The sequence below is a fragment of the Bradyrhizobium sp. YCK136 genome (genome assembly GCF_044570075.1).
GTDB classification, from domain to species: Bacteria; Pseudomonadota; Alphaproteobacteria; order Rhizobiales; family Xanthobacteraceae; genus Bradyrhizobium; species Bradyrhizobium diazoefficiens.
Genome location: NZ_CP172424.1, coordinates 8,267,973 through 8,282,422 on the forward strand (window position 1 = coordinate 8,267,973; position 14,450 = coordinate 8,282,422).

The 14,450-nt window shown below is 59.6% G+C and carries 11 protein-coding genes and 1 pseudogene; 2 read left to right on the top strand and 10 right to left on the bottom strand.

Going from position 1 to position 14,450, the window contains the following annotated elements:
* Positions 1–16: 16 nt before the first annotated feature.
* The 5 genes and pseudogenes from panC to tnpC all read right to left on the bottom strand — a co-directional run bounded on the left by panC (position 17) and on the right by tnpC (position 5,629).
* A pseudogene (gene panC / locus ACFLEY_RS39930) lies at positions 17–881 on the bottom strand (pantoate--beta-alanine ligase).
* Complete coding sequence (locus ACFLEY_RS39935; protein WP_129557487.1) at positions 835–1,272, bottom strand: hypothetical protein; 438 nt, start codon at positions 1,270–1,272, stop codon at positions 835–837. The pseudogene panC and the gene ACFLEY_RS39935 overlap by 47 nt, the downstream one beginning before the upstream one ends.
* A gap of 1,301 nt (positions 1,273–2,573) precedes the next feature.
* Positions 2,574–3,638: an IS630-like element ISRj1 family transposase gene (locus ACFLEY_RS39940; protein WP_026192128.1), complete on the bottom strand. Its 1,065-nt coding sequence runs from the start codon at positions 3,636–3,638 to the stop codon at positions 2,574–2,576.
* Positions 3,639–3,789: 151 nt separating this feature from the next.
* Positions 3,790–3,942: a hypothetical protein gene (locus ACFLEY_RS39945; RefSeq protein WP_304567176.1), complete on the bottom strand. Its 153-nt coding sequence runs from the start codon at positions 3,940–3,942 to the stop codon at positions 3,790–3,792.
* Between the two features lie 142 nt (positions 3,943–4,084).
* A complete protein-coding gene (tnpC, locus tag ACFLEY_RS39950; RefSeq protein WP_224517700.1) occupies positions 4,085–5,629 on the bottom strand; it encodes an IS66 family transposase in 1,545 nt (514 codons plus the stop codon).
* Between the two features lie 588 nt (positions 5,630–6,217).
* On the opposite strand from tnpC, the gene ACFLEY_RS39955 reads away from it, so the two are divergent.
* On the top strand, positions 6,218–8,305 hold the full coding sequence (locus tag ACFLEY_RS39955) for a recombinase family protein (protein ID WP_049810452.1): 2,088 nt from the start codon (positions 6,218–6,220) through the stop codon (positions 8,303–8,305).
* On the opposite strand, the gene tnpB is transcribed toward ACFLEY_RS39955, so the two are convergent.
* Together tnpB and ACFLEY_RS39965 are read right to left on the bottom strand one after the other, a co-directional pair.
* Positions 8,277–8,591, bottom strand: a complete 315-nt coding sequence (tnpB, locus tag ACFLEY_RS39960; RefSeq protein WP_060909080.1) for an IS66 family insertion sequence element accessory protein TnpB — start codon at positions 8,589–8,591, stop codon at positions 8,277–8,279. The two genes, ACFLEY_RS39955 and tnpB, sit on opposite strands and share 29 nt — an antisense overlap.
* Positions 8,588–8,986, bottom strand: coding sequence for a transposase (locus ACFLEY_RS39965; protein WP_026193420.1), 399 nt, complete (start codon positions 8,984–8,986; stop codon positions 8,588–8,590). Before ACFLEY_RS39965 ends, tnpB begins: the two co-directional genes overlap by 4 nt.
* A 1,041-nt stretch (positions 8,987–10,027) precedes the next feature.
* Here ACFLEY_RS39965 and ACFLEY_RS39970 point away from each other — a divergent pair.
* Positions 10,028–11,296 (top strand): IS256 family transposase, encoded by a 1,269-nt coding sequence (locus ACFLEY_RS39970; protein WP_038952271.1) that lies wholly within the window; start codon positions 10,028–10,030, stop codon positions 11,294–11,296.
* Between the two features lie 31 nt (positions 11,297–11,327).
* On the opposite strand, the gene ACFLEY_RS39975 is transcribed toward ACFLEY_RS39970, so the two are convergent.
* The 3 genes from ACFLEY_RS39975 to ACFLEY_RS39985 all read right to left on the bottom strand — a co-directional run bounded on the left by ACFLEY_RS39975 (position 11,328) and on the right by ACFLEY_RS39985 (position 14,416).
* A complete protein-coding gene (locus ACFLEY_RS39975; RefSeq protein ID WP_129557486.1) occupies positions 11,328–11,693 on the bottom strand; it encodes a hypothetical protein in 366 nt (121 codons plus the stop codon).
* Positions 11,694–12,305: 612 nt separating this feature from the next.
* The gene (locus ACFLEY_RS39980) at positions 12,306–13,304 is read right to left on the bottom strand and encodes a M23 family metallopeptidase (protein ID WP_028175783.1); all 999 of its coding nucleotides are present in this window, start codon (positions 13,302–13,304) and stop codon (positions 12,306–12,308) included.
* Between the two features lie 29 nt (positions 13,305–13,333).
* Entirely contained in the window at positions 13,334–14,416 is a 1,083-nt protein-coding gene (locus tag ACFLEY_RS39985; RefSeq protein WP_162185852.1) for a helix-turn-helix transcriptional regulator, read from the bottom strand.
* Positions 14,417–14,450: the final 34 nt, after the last annotated feature.

The window sequence follows — 14,450 nt, forward strand, 5'->3', positions numbered from 1 at the left end:
TTGTCCACGCCTTGCGCTACCGAGTTGGCAACGCCAATATCACTTTGTCGATCCGACGCGTTGAGCCAACGTAGGCGGCCGTACATAGCGCCGCGGGGAGTCGCAGTGGACTATCGGCAGTTTTGGGCGTGTCACCGTCGATAAGTCAAGATACTGCAATGTGTCAACCGCCTCCAAATGCCTTGGCAGCCGCAATCAGCTTTTGTACGTTGGACTCTCCAGACCGAAAATCATCGAGCGCCGCGGGCAGCCCCTGGTTGATTGCAAGGGCCTGCCGCGCGCTTCCTAGCTGAGATAGCGATTGCGACTACTCATGGCGGGCCCATCCTTTTCACGAACCGTCGGTACGGTGACGATCTCGATCGGGACATTGAGATCAACCACCATGCGACGCACGACTACGCATTGCTGAACATCCTTCTGGCCCAAAAAAGCGACGTGGGGCTGCACCATGTTTGAACAACTTGCAGACGACAGTCGCACCGCGAAAATGTCCGGGCCTGAAAGCGCCGCATAGAGGTTTCGCGAGGTCGCCAGGTTCAACAAAGGTTTCGAAATTGCTCGGATAGACTTCCTGTGCATCGGGCGCGAAGAGGATCGCAACACCAGATCCCGGCACAGTTCTTCATCGCGCAAGAAGTCGCGCAGATAGGTGCTGAGATCTTCATTTGCTCCGAACTGAGTGGGGTTAACGAAGATGCTGACGACGGTCACATCGCATTTTGCTTGGCTCGCTGCGATCAGCGCCAGGTGGCCATCGTGGAGATAGCCCACCGTCGGCACAATCCGGCCCTTTGATTGGCACTGCGGGATTTTGCGAGAGTGCGGCGAAGTTCAGCGACGCTCGTGATAATTTGAGGTGGATGGCGCCCAGTTGGCAATTGCCTCCCCAACGCCTTCGGGAAGCCGATAGGACTCTTGCGGGCCGGGGAACGCGCCACGGCGGACATCCGCTGCCCCGCGCGAAAGCGCATCATGGAACTGCTGAAAGCCTTCCGTATAGGCGCCGCAACCGCGTCGTAGGCAGTCGTCATGACTAGACGCCGGCCGTCCTGCTTCCACCGCTGCAGGAGGGGAATTGTGATGCGGTCGACCGGTTGCTCCGAAACGCGACTCATTTGAACTCAGTTCGATTTTTAGCTGCGAACTGACAAAGCTTTGAACTTCAACCAACTCGCCGCCTATTGCAAAGTTATAGCGATCCCCAGCGCTCGAGTTGATCGAGTATCCCACGCGATCAGCAGTCTGGTTGCTACAATTCTTCAGCGTCAATCCGCTCTTCGTCGCTGTCCAAGAAGGACAAAGGGCAAAAAGTGAGTTGCGTATGGGCTTGGTGGATCCGCGCACCAGCGCCGTTGAGAACACACCATCGCGAGGCACGTGCGCGAGAATGACATAGGTCGAAGTCGCCCATAGGAGTTCTTGTTCCAGATCTCCACAAGCCCATCGGTGGAATGGCCACTTCGAAATAAGGATGTGGATCGAGGGTGGCGGAACCGCGACAATGAAGATTGGCCTCAAGCACATCCTTCGCAGCGACTACTTTTCTCGCCAAGTGTTTTGCGCACCCGCGACTTCCCTGTGAGAGCGGAAGAAAACTGTCGACCCGCCAAGAAGAAAGGAAAGACCCTCTCGGAAATCACCCGCAGATGGTGAAAATTCCTTTTGGTTGCGTCATCAACGCCAGAAGGCTTTCTTCGCTTGCTGTAGGTCTTGCGGGCGTGTTCGGCTTCGGCCGATTCGCGGGCCGGCTGTCGCGTCGGACCGATCGGGTTTACTTCTAGAGCGCACTTTTGATGCATCGATTTTTTCCAGTGTTAAATCCACCGAGGTGAGCATAAGGCGGCATGCAACAGATTGTATTTCTGAGCCGATTGATCGGTAAAGGGCTCCTATAGAGTTTTGTACCGATGTGCTTGAGACCGAGGCGTCCGTCTCGGCAGTCCTCCCCCGCAGGCTGCTCTGTCCTGTCCGGTCCATTAACCGCTGGCCTATATGGTCACCTTGCCGAGCTTTTGGATACCGACCCGGATCGGGTCCGCCGGAATGCCCACGTTCATAGCGTCGCTCCGGCTCAGCCGGGCCCAGGTTGCGCAATCGGTTTAATCCCAGCCGGCGCCGGATAGGGCTGAAGGTCGCCGGCGACCCTACCGGCCTCGATTGAGATCTGTTTGACCTGTGGCGCTGTCGTCCCAACGTTCCGGCTTCTGCGCATGGGAAGGCAGGATTTGGCTTGGATAAAAGAGGTCTTGTGGAGCGATCACGGTCCATCCACTCCTTCCTCGCCGAACGCTTAAACTTGGCGACCGTCCTCGCCGAAAACGGCGAGTTGCAGCGCACTGCAGCCTTCGTCAGGCCAGCCTCGATCAAGATTGGCGCCATGGCCTTTCGGCGTCAATGGCGCATTCTTGGGGGCGTTCATCCGATCCTTAAGGGGTAGGCTAAAGCTTCGGCAGGTTCAGCTTCCTCGTTCAGGACCGGATGGACAACCTACTGAAAGCTCACACCTCATGGTCTCACAGACATCATACCGGAACCGGTTGCCCCCCATGCGGCCCCTCTAGTACCCGGAATCAGAGCTGAGTGATACGGCGGCCTTTGAAACGGCGTTGACGGACCTTTTTCTTGGTCCAGACGAAGGGCTCGGCTCTGTCGTTGTATGCGTTGACGTAGGCATCGATGTGTTCCTGAAGCTGCTTGAGGCTCGTGAAGGAGGTGCCGCTGAGCGACTGCCCCTGCAAGATGGAAAACCATACTTCGACCTGATTGAGCCATGACGCACTTGTCGGCGTGAAATGAAATTGCACGTTGGGGTGGGCCTTGAGCCAGTCCTCGTTCTTTTTATGGGTGTTGAGGTTGTCGAGGATGACGTGAAGCTTGCGGTTCGGAAAAGCCGCGGTGACGCTGTTCATGAAATCGAGAAACTCGACGCGGCGCCGGCGTTTTGAATGGGTCGCGATGATCTTTCCGGTGGCGACTTCGAGCGCCGCAAACAATGTTGTGGTGCCATGCCGCTTGTAATCGTGGCTTTGGCCGGTCAAGGCGCGGCCATTGGGCAACTTCAGATAACCCTGCGCTCGCTCCAAAGCCTGGATCGAGGGCTTCTCGTCCACGCACAGCACAATGGCCTTCGCCGGCGGCGCGACATAGAGGCCGACAACATCGGCGGCTTTGGCCGTAAAGTTCGGGTCGTTGCTCTCGCACCAGGACTTGCGAGCCACCAGGTCAATCTTGTGGCTGCGCAGGAACCGCCAGACATATTGGACATCGACATCGCCCAGCGCCTCGGCCAGCAGGGGGCCGGTCCAGCGCGCAAACCCTTGCGGTGGCGGCTTATCCAGCAGCTTCAGAATCCGCTTGTCGGTCGTCTTCGTATAGATCGGCTGCTTGCCAGGCCGCGGCTTGTCTTGCAGCCCTTCAAGGCCATGGTCGGCATAGCGATGCCGCCAAAGGCTGACAATCCGCGGCTGGACCCCAACTTCCTTGGCGATCGACCGGGTGCTGCGCCCATCCGCCGCCAACAGAACTATCCGCGCCCGCTTCAAATCGCGCTGCAACGTCACCGGTGAGCGACAGCACGCCTCAAGCACCTTGCGATCTTTCCTCGAAAGGTGGACTTCTCTTGCTTCGGGTATCATCCCGACCTTGAATCACGACTCACGTTCCAAGAAAAGTGGGTACTAGGGTATCCTTTCCGTGACGTTATTCGTCGTCGTTTCCGAGTTCATCGTTTACTCCTATGCGAGCGTATTCATCATCGGTTCTCTGCTTGCCGGGGTGCCGCTGCTCTCAGCCGCACTCTTTGCCTACGGTTTCGGAGCCGTGACGGGAAACGTTGCGTGCGGCGTTCTGACTGACCGTTTTGGCCCGTATAAAGTTCTCATTGCGGTTGTAGGCGCGCAACTCATCCTGCTCGTAGGTTTGGTTGCGTTCAGACAGCATGGTGCCCTCACCGTGCTCATCGCCTTCTTTGTAAGCGATGTTCGCGTCCCATTCGCAAAGGTTTGGCGTGGGGATTGCAGTCTGTTGATCAACGTGTTTGCAAATCGTTGGCGGGGGGTATGGAGGCGGCAACGACGGAGAATTACGAGGTGCGGCCGAACGACCAGGGCAGGAGCTCGTCGATCCGGGACTGCGGGTGACCGGTTGCGATCGCTTTGAGCGTCGCTTTCATCCAGACGTAGGGCTCCACGCTGTTGATTTTGCAGGTGGCGATGAGCGAAGCTATGCGCGCCCATGAACGACCACCTTCGTCGTGACCAGCAAATAAACTATTTTTACGCGTCAGAGTCAGCGGCCTGATTTGATTTTCGACGGGATTGGTGTCCATCTCAACGCAACCATCGTCGAGAAACAAGGTGAGGCCATCCCAATGGTTCAGGAGATAGGCGATCGCCTTGCCCATCTCGCTGCCCGGCGACAGGCGAGCGGCTTGCTCGCGCAGAAACCTCTCGAGTTCAGCGACGAGCGGCCGTGATCGCTCGTTACGGGTCGTTTGCCGAGCCGGGGCGTCGGCGCCACGGATCTCCTTCTCGATCGCATAGAGTGCGGCGATGCGCGCGAGAACGGCTTCGGCGATGGGTGAGCCGGCTTTCGGAGTCGCTGCGATGATCTTGCGCCTTGAGTGGGACCAACATGCGGCCAGCCGCAGCGGCACGCCGCCTTTGCGCTTGGGCCGTGCGAGCCGATGATAGCCCTGGTATCCGTCGACCTGAAGGATGCCGTCGAAGCCCTCGAGGATGCGCTCAGCATGGTCACCACCGCGTCCTGGCGCGTAGTGGTAGACCACGATTGGTGGATCAGCGCCGCCGTGGCCGCGATCGTCGCGCAGGACAGCCCACAGATAGCCGGTCTTCGTTCGGCCCCGGCCCGGATCGAGCACAGGCGCCCTGGTCTCGTCTATGAACAAGCGGCCCGATTGCTTCATCACGACGCTCATGCGCTCGACCAGCGGCGCGAGGTGGAAGGCGACCGTTCCCATCCAGTCTGCCAGAACGGCGCGATCGATGAAGATGCCATGCCGAGCCAGAACCTGCGACTGACGATAGAGTGGCATGTGCTCGCTGAACTTGGCGACCGCCACCTGCGCCAGCAGCGCCTCGGTGGGGATGCCACCCTCCACGAGATGGGCGGGCGCCGGCGCCTGAGCAACACCGGTGCAGCCCTTTGCGCAGGCGTAGCGCGGTCGCACCGTCTCGATCACACGATACTGGGCGGCCATGACATCGAGACGGCGGGAGCGATCCTCGCCGATCTGGACCATCCGGCCGCAGCCGCAGGGACACTCGAGGTTCTCGGGTTCGATCACCTGCTCGATGCGCGGCAGGTGCGCGGGAAAGGCACGGGCAGCGCGCCTGGTCCGGCGGCTGGACGGCGCCGTGCCGGCGCGGCGCGCACGATCGTCCTGGCGTTCCTGGACTTCGGCGATGGCAATCTCGATGTCCTCGAGAACCAGTTGCATCTGATCGGGATTGAACTTTTCCGAGCGTTTACCGAAACGTGCGCGCTCGTACTCCTTCACGAGCAGTTCGAGGCGTTCGACGCTCTCTTTGGACGCAGCCAGTTCACTCTCGACATGAAGGCGCGCCGAGCATTCATCGTCTGCGCGACGACGCTCGGCTTCAATCATCGCTTCCTGCGCGCGGAAGAGCGCGCGCAAATCGGCGGGCAGCGCTGCAAGACGGGCGGGATCAATGGGGGACGGCGGCACATCCGCAAGCTATCATCCCAAAGCCCCGCGCGAAACAGGTTGTCGGGTCTGAGTCAGTTCGCCGCAGCTGGCGTCGCGACAATCCGTTCGCCCACTCGCTTCCAGTTCAGCCCTTCAAACGAGGGGATTGAGGAATGTCCCTGATAGTGAGTCTGACGAATCATTTCCGGAGGTGGTCGAGGTTCGGGACCCCCACCATCCTTTGTGGGGGCGCTCATATCGAGTGATTAGGAAGATCGGTCAGCGAGGCCGAGGCATTCCCGCTTCGTATGAAGTTGAGTATCGCGCAGGAAGCAGTCTTCTGATTCAAGCAACCGCAATCGAATATTATGAGCAAGAGGCAAATCAGATTAAGCTGAGTATGGAGGCTCTACTCGAGCTTTTATCGACAGCGGATTGTCCCGACGCACATGAGCATGGATCCAGCCGATCTTTGGTCGACGCTGACGCCCGCGCTCCGACGCCAGATCGTCGAAGACGTCGCCGCAATTTTGGCGGAGATCCCTCATGAAGTCCGAGCTGGTCACACCAAGCCACTTGGCGCGCAAAGCCGTAGTCTACATCCGGCAGTCGACGCCCCATCAGGTCGTAAGCAATCAGGAGAGCCTGCGCCTTCAATACGCGCTTCGCCAGCGCGCCCGCGAACTCGGATGGCGTGAGGCGGCCATCGACGTGATTGATGCCGATCTCGGGTTGAGCGGCGCGTCTATAGCACAGCGTAACGGCTTCAAGGAACTCGTTGGCCGTGTTGGCCTGAGTGAAGTGGGACTCATCCTGTCGATCGACGTGACCCGCTTGGCGCGTAATTGTACCGACTGGTATCCGCTCCTGGATATCTGTGGTCTACGTGGCTGCCTGATCGCCGACCGCGATGGTGTCTATGATCCGGGCACTCCCAACGGACGGTTGCTTCTCGGGCTGAAGGGTTCGATCTCCGAGCTTGAGCTACATACGATCCGCAGCCGGCTGACCGCCGGCCTGCTGGCCAAAGCCGAACGCGGCGAACTTGCGGTTATGCTGCCAATCGGGCTGATGCGGGACCCGAGCGGTGTGGTCGTTAAGGATCCCGACATGGCCGTGCAAGGGCGGCTCGGTCTCGTCTTCCAGTTATTCCTGCAGCTGCGCAGCGTTGCCAAGGTCATGCGAGCGTTGAACGAGCGTGACCTGGAACTGCCGCGTCGTGATCGATATGGCGATTTGTGCTGGACGCGCGCGACGCTGGCTGCCGTCGCGGCGATCTTGAAGAACCCCGCATACGCGGGCGCCTTTGTCTATGGACGAACCCGCTTCCGGCCGCCGAAGCGGGAGGGGGCCCTGCCACAAAAGGCTCCGCGGCCGATGGAGGAGTGGCGGATCGTCGTTAAAGATCGATATCCAGCCTATATCGACTGGCCAATTTATGAAAAAATCCGATCCGTCATCAGAGATAACCGAGCCGAATACATGCGCATCAAAACCCGCGGCGCGCCTCGCAATGGCGAGCTCCTGCTCCACGGCATTGCCTGGTGCGCACGATGTGGCCATAAGATGTACGTCCGCTACAAGGGCGGCGGCGAATATGTATGCAATCACCTGCGTACCCAGGAAGGTCAGCCAACCTGCCAACACATCCGCGCCGCCCATATCGATGCAGCCGTTGGCGACGCATTCCTAACCGCACTAGCGCCGGCCGAACTCGATGCCTTGTCGCGCTCCCGCCGGGTGCAGCAGCAGACGAACAATGCGCTACGCTCCAGTGCAGAACGAGAGCTCGAGCGCAAGCGATACACGGCGGCGCTCGCCGAACGGCAGTTCAACCGAGCTGATCCAGATAATCGGTTGGTCGCCTCGGAACTCGAGCGTCGATGGGAAGCGGCGCTAAACGACGTGCGCGCCGCCGAAGAGGCGCTTGCCCGACAGACGCCGCCCAAAGCCATCACACAAGTGGCCATAAGCAAGGAGCTCAACGACAAGGTCATCAGCCTCACCGGCCGCCTCCCGCAGATATGGGGTGACGAGACTATCTCGGATGCGCATCGCAAGGCGTTGTTGCGATGTCTCATCGAAAAGGTCGTTCTCGACCGCGGTGAGCGCGACTTGGCCCTGGCTAGGATCGTCTGGCGGGGAGGCGCCGTGACGGAGCTCGAAGTGAAGATGAGCGTCAACTCCGTCACCAGATTGACGCGAGGCACAGAGATGCGGGAACGCCTTCTGACGCTCGCTCGCGACGGCGTCCCAGACGACAAGATCGCCACAATCCTTACTCGGGAAGGTCACCGCTCTCCCCGTTGCGCCGATAAGGTGCTGCCTATCACCGTTGGGCGGCTCCGTCGTGCCGCCGCCATCAAGGTAACTGCCCAGCGCAGCCGATGGGAGCATGACGACTCATACCTCAGCCCGCCCGAACTGGCCCGAAGGCTCGAGATTCCAGTAAACTGGCTCTATGTTCAGATCCGAACCAAGCGTTTGCTAATTGATCGCCAGCCCAGCGGCGCCTATCTCTTCCCGAATACACCATCCGTTCTTCACGCCATCGGAGACCTTCGAAACCACGTCATCGCGCAACTTGATCTAAGAATCTGTCAGCCTAACAAGGAGGGGCATCAACATGGGTAGCTTCGAACTGCACGCGCGTCAGATGCATGACGCCGTCGCTGATCTGCGGCCACTCGAAACGACCATCGCGGCCAAGGCGCTTGTAGACCAAAACGAGGCCCGTGCCGTCCCATAGCAAAATCTTCAGCCGGTCGGCGCGCTTCGAACGAAAAACCACGATCAGGCCCGAATGCGGATCGAGCCCAAGCGTGTTTTGCACAAGACCGGCCAGCGCGTCGTGCCCGCACCGGAAGTCAACAGGACGCACAGCAAGCACAATCCGCAGTCCCTGCGCCGGAATGATCATGCGCCGCGCTCGATCGCAGTCACGATCTCCGCGATCCGCACCGCCGACACGTCCGCATCCAGGCGGACCGAAACCTTGCCAATCGTAATCTCGACGGGCCCCTCGCTCTTGCCTGACGCCACTGGATCGCTCAGCTCGATCGACACGAAATCCGCCGCGTCGTCCGTGACCAATGCGAGCCGGCCAGCACGCGCCAATCTGCGCCACCTCGTCAACTGCTGGGCCTTCACACCATAACGCCGTGCGACATCACATACCCGGGCGTCGGGCTTCATGCTCTCGAAAACAGCGCGCCCCTTGATCTCCGCAGACCATAACCGGCCTCCAGAACGCGTCCGGCGCGTAAGCTTCCCTACAAAGCCATCAGCTTCGGCTTCCTCCCCCGATTGTTCCATCGCCTTCAGTCTCCTCTTGGCTCTCTGACCAGCCAAGAATCGCAGAGCGAAAGCCGAAGCGAAACCAATCAATCAAATGGGAGAAAAGCTCCGCTTACGTTGCTTTTGGATTGTCGTGAGTGTCCCACGCGGAGTTGCGGGCACGTCTCTGGCTTCTTTTTCGGCTAGGAGCGTTCGGATGAGGGCCCGCTTGTCCTCATTCTTCTCCTCCTCAAGAAGTCGCCGGTATAGGCGGTTATGCGGCGGCCTCGTTGCGGTGGTACGAAGCGCAAGCCGTCGTCGGACATCTTCGATGTAGCGCGCCACTTCGCAGAAATGCCATCATCTATCGTCGCTCTGGCTCAGCGAAGGGCTTTGCTGAGCAACACTATTCCGAGCAGGATGATCAATATCGGTGCCAACGGCAGGGAAACTGCAGAAGCATCCACACGCCTCCTGCGAGAAAAGCTACGCCGCAGGCAATCCAGAACAGGTCAACCTTATTGTCCATGCTCCAGTGGAAAAACTGCGCCGCTAAGAGTGAGGACGCCGACGCCCACAAGAAACCAGTCCCACGGCACCCCCATTAGCATGGCGATCCCTACCCAAATGAAGAACGCGGCCCACGCGACAGAGTCGATTCTCCGCGCAGTTTCGCTCGCAGAGCCTTCGCTGAAGGCTGGTTGGATGCTGTTCATCACACGTGCACCGGACAGAGGTTGGAGAGACCAGCGTAAGCACCAGTGATCAAAATGAACGGCAAAAAACAAAGGGCCACTCGGCCAATTCGGTACTGCAAAATCGGATTAGGCCATCAACGATAGACGACCTCTTAGAACTATCGGCGGCGCAGACCAATGAGCCTCAATGGTCGCAGGCCGGTTGTAAGTTAAGTCTTCGCATCAGAGAGCCGATGCCATCTGTTCGACAGTCTTGTGACGCAGCTACCTTGGCGGAGGAGTCGCGAGCTATGGCGGAATCTGGGTGATGACGGTGTGAGGAAGGCGGCGTATCGAGGCGGGTGACGAGCCTGCCAGAACCTCTCGAGGAGAGCGATACGCCATGACCGAGACTACCAATGTTCTTGCTTTCCGTCAGCCGTCCGCGGTTGATGATCCACTGACCGATATCGTTCGAGCCGGCGCGCGGGACCTGCTTGCCAGGGCGATCGAGATCGAGGTTGGCGCGTTTCTGGCCAGCACGGCCAATCTGACGCTGCCCGACGGTCGAGCGCGCCTGGTCCGACATGGGCACGGTCCGGTGCGCGAGATTGCGACCGGCATCGGTCCGGTGGAGGTCGCTCGTCCCAAGGTCCGCGACCGCGGAGCGAGCGGGCCAGGCGACCGCCTCCGCTTCAGTTCGGCAATCCTGCCGCTATGGGCGCGGCGGACGAAGAGCCTGGATGCCTTGATCCCGGTCCTCTATTTGCGCGGCATCTCGACCGGCGACTTCCAGGAGGCGCTCTCGGCGCTGCTCGGCAAGGATGCGCCGAACCTGTCGCCTTCGGTGATCGCCGGCCTGAAGGCCGATTGGCAGGTCGAGTACGAACGCTGGCAGAGACGCGATCTGTCGGCGCGTCGCTATGTCTACATCTGGGCCGATGGCGTGTACCTGCAGGCCCGCATGGAAGATCACAGCGAATGCATGCTGGTGCTGATTGGCACCACGCCGGAAGGCAAGAAGGAGCTGATCGGCTTCCAGGTCGGCGTGCGCGAGAGCGCGCAGAGCTGGCGCGAACTCCTGATCGACCTGCGGCAACGCGGGTTACGGATTGCCCCGCAACTCGCCATCGGCGACGGCGCCCTCGGCTTCTGGAAGGCACTGGACGAGGCCTTTCCCGGCACGCGGCACCAACGATGCTGGTGCCATAAAGTGAGCAACGTACTCGACAAGGTCGCCAAATCCGTGCAGGGCCCCATGAAGAACGACCTGCGGAACATCTATCTGGCCCCACACCGGGCCGAAGCTGAAACCGCGATCGACGTCTTCGTCGAGAAATACCACGTCAAATACGGACGTGCGGTGGAGTGCCTGATCAAGGATCGCCATGCGCTGCTCGCCTTCTTCGACTTCCCTGCTGAGCACTGGATCCACCTACGCAGCTCGAACCCGATCGAGAGCGTCTTCGCCACGGTGCGCCACCGAACGGTGCGGACCAAGGGATCGCTGTCGCAACAAACTGCGAAGCTGATGGTGTTCAAGCTCATCGACGCCGCATCGAAGACCTGGCGGCGATTGAAGAGCACGAACCAGTTGCCGAAAGTCATCGCCGGTGTAAAGTTCATCGACGGAATCGAAGTCATTCCGAACACTGAAAGCCACGCCGCCTGATCAGGCCGCGTCACCCAAAATCAGCCATAGCTCAGGAGTCGCTTCGGGAGGTGCTTCGCGATGGCTCAGGCTTCAACTTCTTCGCACTGGCTCGGGTGTCATTTGGATCGTGCCAGTGGCGAGCAATGAATTCTGGAGCCTTCGTCTTGGCCACTTCCCTTGGCTTAGGTTGAGGTGGTACCGGCGGCTCGGAAGGTGTTGTGTAAGCAAGGGCAACCTGCTCCACCCTCGGCTGGATGTCCTGCATGCTGACCAGCGAAAGCCGATCAGCCTTATTGCCGGCTACAGCAGGATAGGTGATTGATGTCATCGGCACCGGAGGAGACTTGGAGGTGGCGGCAGCAATAGCTCCGACGCCCCCAACACAAATCAATCCAAGTACGACGACCTTGATCACAGCGATGCCCACACCGAGGGATCGAGCCTAGACGACATTTTGCCCAGATTAAGGCTACCTGTTTGTTTGGTTAACGCAATAGCTGATCCGCGCCAGGCTCACGACCCCAGAGCAAGGCTATAATTCGGACCTGAGTAGCAGATCGTCTCGATATTCTCTTTCGACCTGTATCGAGCAATGAGTTCAGCGGTAGACTTTGAGGGCTTAACGGCGTTAGGCCAAATTACTATCCCTCTGCTCTCGCTGTCGGTCTTCCAGGTTCGATTGGCGCCTTCCAGCACAACGTCAACGAATTCCCGCCAGAGAATCACTTGGCTTGGCCCCATGAATTGCCAGAAACCCCGAGTTTGACGGTGGGTCTCGGTGGTTCGCTGAGACTTCAGCTCAACGTTAACAAGTTCGCATGCTCCGTTCTCGTCGGTGCGGATCATAAGCAAATCGGCGACCACTTTCGTTGGTTTCGAGCCTCCCCTGTCGTCGGAGGCCGCCAGTGCGATCTTATCTGAAACAAATCACCCTCTCCGCGCCCTATAGCGGGAGCGGGCCAGTTCCGGCAACCGATCAGACCTTAAAAGGCCCGTGGAGTCAGGCCCCCCGAGCACAGGCGCAGCGCTAGAGCATGAGCTCCAGGTCTTTCCTGAGCACGACCTGGCCATCGCGCTCGACAACATAAGTGGCCTTGTAGGACCCGCGTTCCCACCCCCCAGGAGGTCGCTTCTTCCCCGCAAAGAGCATGAATTGCGCCTTGTTGGCCTGAAGTGGCGCAGACCGAGTTTCCGCAATGACGTTCTCGAGAGGATCCTTGATGACCAGCCATTGCGCATCGCCTGCCTTGAGCCCGATAGCCCGCACGAATGCGACGATCGCCATCGAACTGGCAGACGGCATTTGCCTCTCGGCACTGCCGTCCTCGATGAGCTCCATCGTGACCGGACCCGTCGTAAAGCCCGCATTGAGGATGGCTCGTTCCTGATACTCGAGTTTCGAGCGCAAGGCAGTAAGCCAGAGGGATTGACCGCCTTGGCAAGACTCGGGACGAACGCCATACGCAAAGGGATCGACGACCACGCCATTGTGCCTCACGGTGAAATGCAGGTGAGGATACTCCGTGAGGCCGGAGAGACCCACACGGCCGATCGGCTGTCCAAGTTCGACCTTGTCTCCAAGTTTGACCAACACACTTCCGGCGGCCAGGTGGCAGTACTGGGTTTCCCACTGCTCCGGGTGTTCGATGACGACGCCATTGCCGCATTCGGCCTCGCGCACCGCTTCGCGCCCCAATTTTGTAAAAGTCCCGTCTGGAGCGTCATTGCGGATACGAAGAATGCTGCCGCCTGCCGCTGCGCGCACTTCCACGCCGGCCTTTTGCACTGCCAGTGAGGGCAAGCGAAAGTCGGTGCCGTTGTGTTCGTCATAAGTCAGCGTGCCGCACTTGTAATCTCGCGCCGACCGAGACGGATCGAGATCCGTGTAATTCTGGATGTAGCAGGTACGGCCAGGCTCGCAGGCAATAGGAAGCGCCAATTGAATGCTCTGGGCATCGGCATGGAAGCCGGCCCCAACCAATACGAGGGCGGCAAACGCCCGGTGGAGCAAACCTGCGCAGCTCATGCGACTAGACATCGCGGAGACCCCCGTACTCAGTCAGGCGAACGCTTGCCAGCCCTCCGCAATCTCATCGGACCCTCTTCGTCCAATTGACAGTCGAAGGCCGGCCGGCTCACCGAGTTCTCCCGCCTGCCAGCGCCAAAAGGCGACTGGGTGAGATGATACAGAAGAAAGAATTCCGACTGTCGATTGATCCCTAATTTGAGCATGATCCTCTTGGTGTAGGTTCGCACCGTTGCCTCGGTCAGCCGAAGCTCGGCTCCAATATCGCGAGGGCAATGGAATTGAAGAATCCGGGTGACGATTCTTTCCTCGGCCCAGTTCAATCCGAAGGCAGATGCAATGCAGTGCGCGCCCTGCACGTCGTCGAATTGCGGCACGACAATGAGGGCCTGTCCCAGCTTGTCATGCGTTGGAACAGCGCCGATCTTGGCGAAGGCGAACTGCTGACGATCCATCGAGAGCGGTACCGTAGTATTGAACCATCCATGAGTCCCGCTCTCGATCAGCACCTTCCCGACTGCCTCCCGCAAGCTCTCGGTCACGGAACCGCATGAGCCCGCGAGCCTGCCTCCGTCCATCCTTAGCAGCTGGCGCTTGGCAAGCAGTACTCGTCCACCACGATTGACTGCGTAAATGTGCAGACTTTGGTCCGCGACGATGGCGGGAAAGGTCAGCTCTTCGAGCCAGAGTTGCGCATCGACATGCTCCGGCGTTTGCCGGGCAAGTGAATGAGCGGCCTTCCATAACGGGCGCACGGTATGCGCCAAACCGGGAATCTCGGCTGCCGCAAGCGCGGCCGGTCGCCATCCGGCCACGAATACGACCGTGGCTCGCTCATCGGAAGCAAACCTGCCAATGACTGAATGACTCTTTACCGGGGGTTCCGCACCGATCAACTTGCGGACGAACGAGGTCCGGGAATTGATCGGCTCGAGCGAGGCGACGTCCTCAGGGGTGCCCGTGCGCGCAATTCGCTCAACCACCGTCGTGCATGACGGGTCGGTTGGGGCGTCTCCGATTCTGACTTCTTCAAGCCCGGAGGAGGATATCATGGCTACGTAGCAGCTCCGGCAACCGAGCAATTCCGCCATGGCCTTCGCGAAATATTCCATTGCGATCTGTGGCGGGCGCGGCTCCGGACACGGC

What these genes read in the sequence shown, in the direction of transcription:
- ACFLEY_RS39940 (WP_026192128.1), bottom strand. Translation starts at nt 3,638, where the DNA reads ATGATACCCGAAGCAAGAGAAGTCCACCTTTCGAGGAAAGATCGCAAG.
- ACFLEY_RS39945 (WP_304567176.1), bottom strand. Translation starts at nt 3,942, where the DNA reads ATGCTGTCTGAACGCAACCAAACCTACGAGCAGGATGAGTTGCGCGCC.
- tnpC (WP_224517700.1), bottom strand. Translation starts at nt 5,629, where the DNA reads ATGATTGAAGCCGAGCGTCGTCGCGCAGACGATGAATGCTCGGCGCGC.
- ACFLEY_RS39955 (WP_049810452.1), top strand. Translation starts at nt 6,218, where the DNA reads ATGAAGTCCGAGCTGGTCACACCAAGCCACTTGGCGCGCAAAGCCGTA.
- tnpB (WP_060909080.1), bottom strand. Translation starts at nt 8,591, where the DNA reads ATGATCATTCCGGCGCAGGGACTGCGGATTGTGCTTGCTGTGCGTCCT.
- ACFLEY_RS39965 (WP_026193420.1), bottom strand. Translation starts at nt 8,986, where the DNA reads ATGGAACAATCGGGGGAGGAAGCCGAAGCTGATGGCTTTGTAGGGAAG.
- ACFLEY_RS39970 (WP_038952271.1), top strand. Translation starts at nt 10,028, where the DNA reads ATGACCGAGACTACCAATGTTCTTGCTTTCCGTCAGCCGTCCGCGGTT.
- ACFLEY_RS39980 (WP_028175783.1), bottom strand. Translation starts at nt 13,304, where the DNA reads ATGAGCTGCGCAGGTTTGCTCCACCGGGCGTTTGCCGCCCTCGTATTG.
- ACFLEY_RS39985 (WP_162185852.1), bottom strand. Translation starts at nt 14,416, where the DNA reads ATGGAATATTTCGCGAAGGCCATGGCGGAATTGCTCGGTTGCCGGAGC.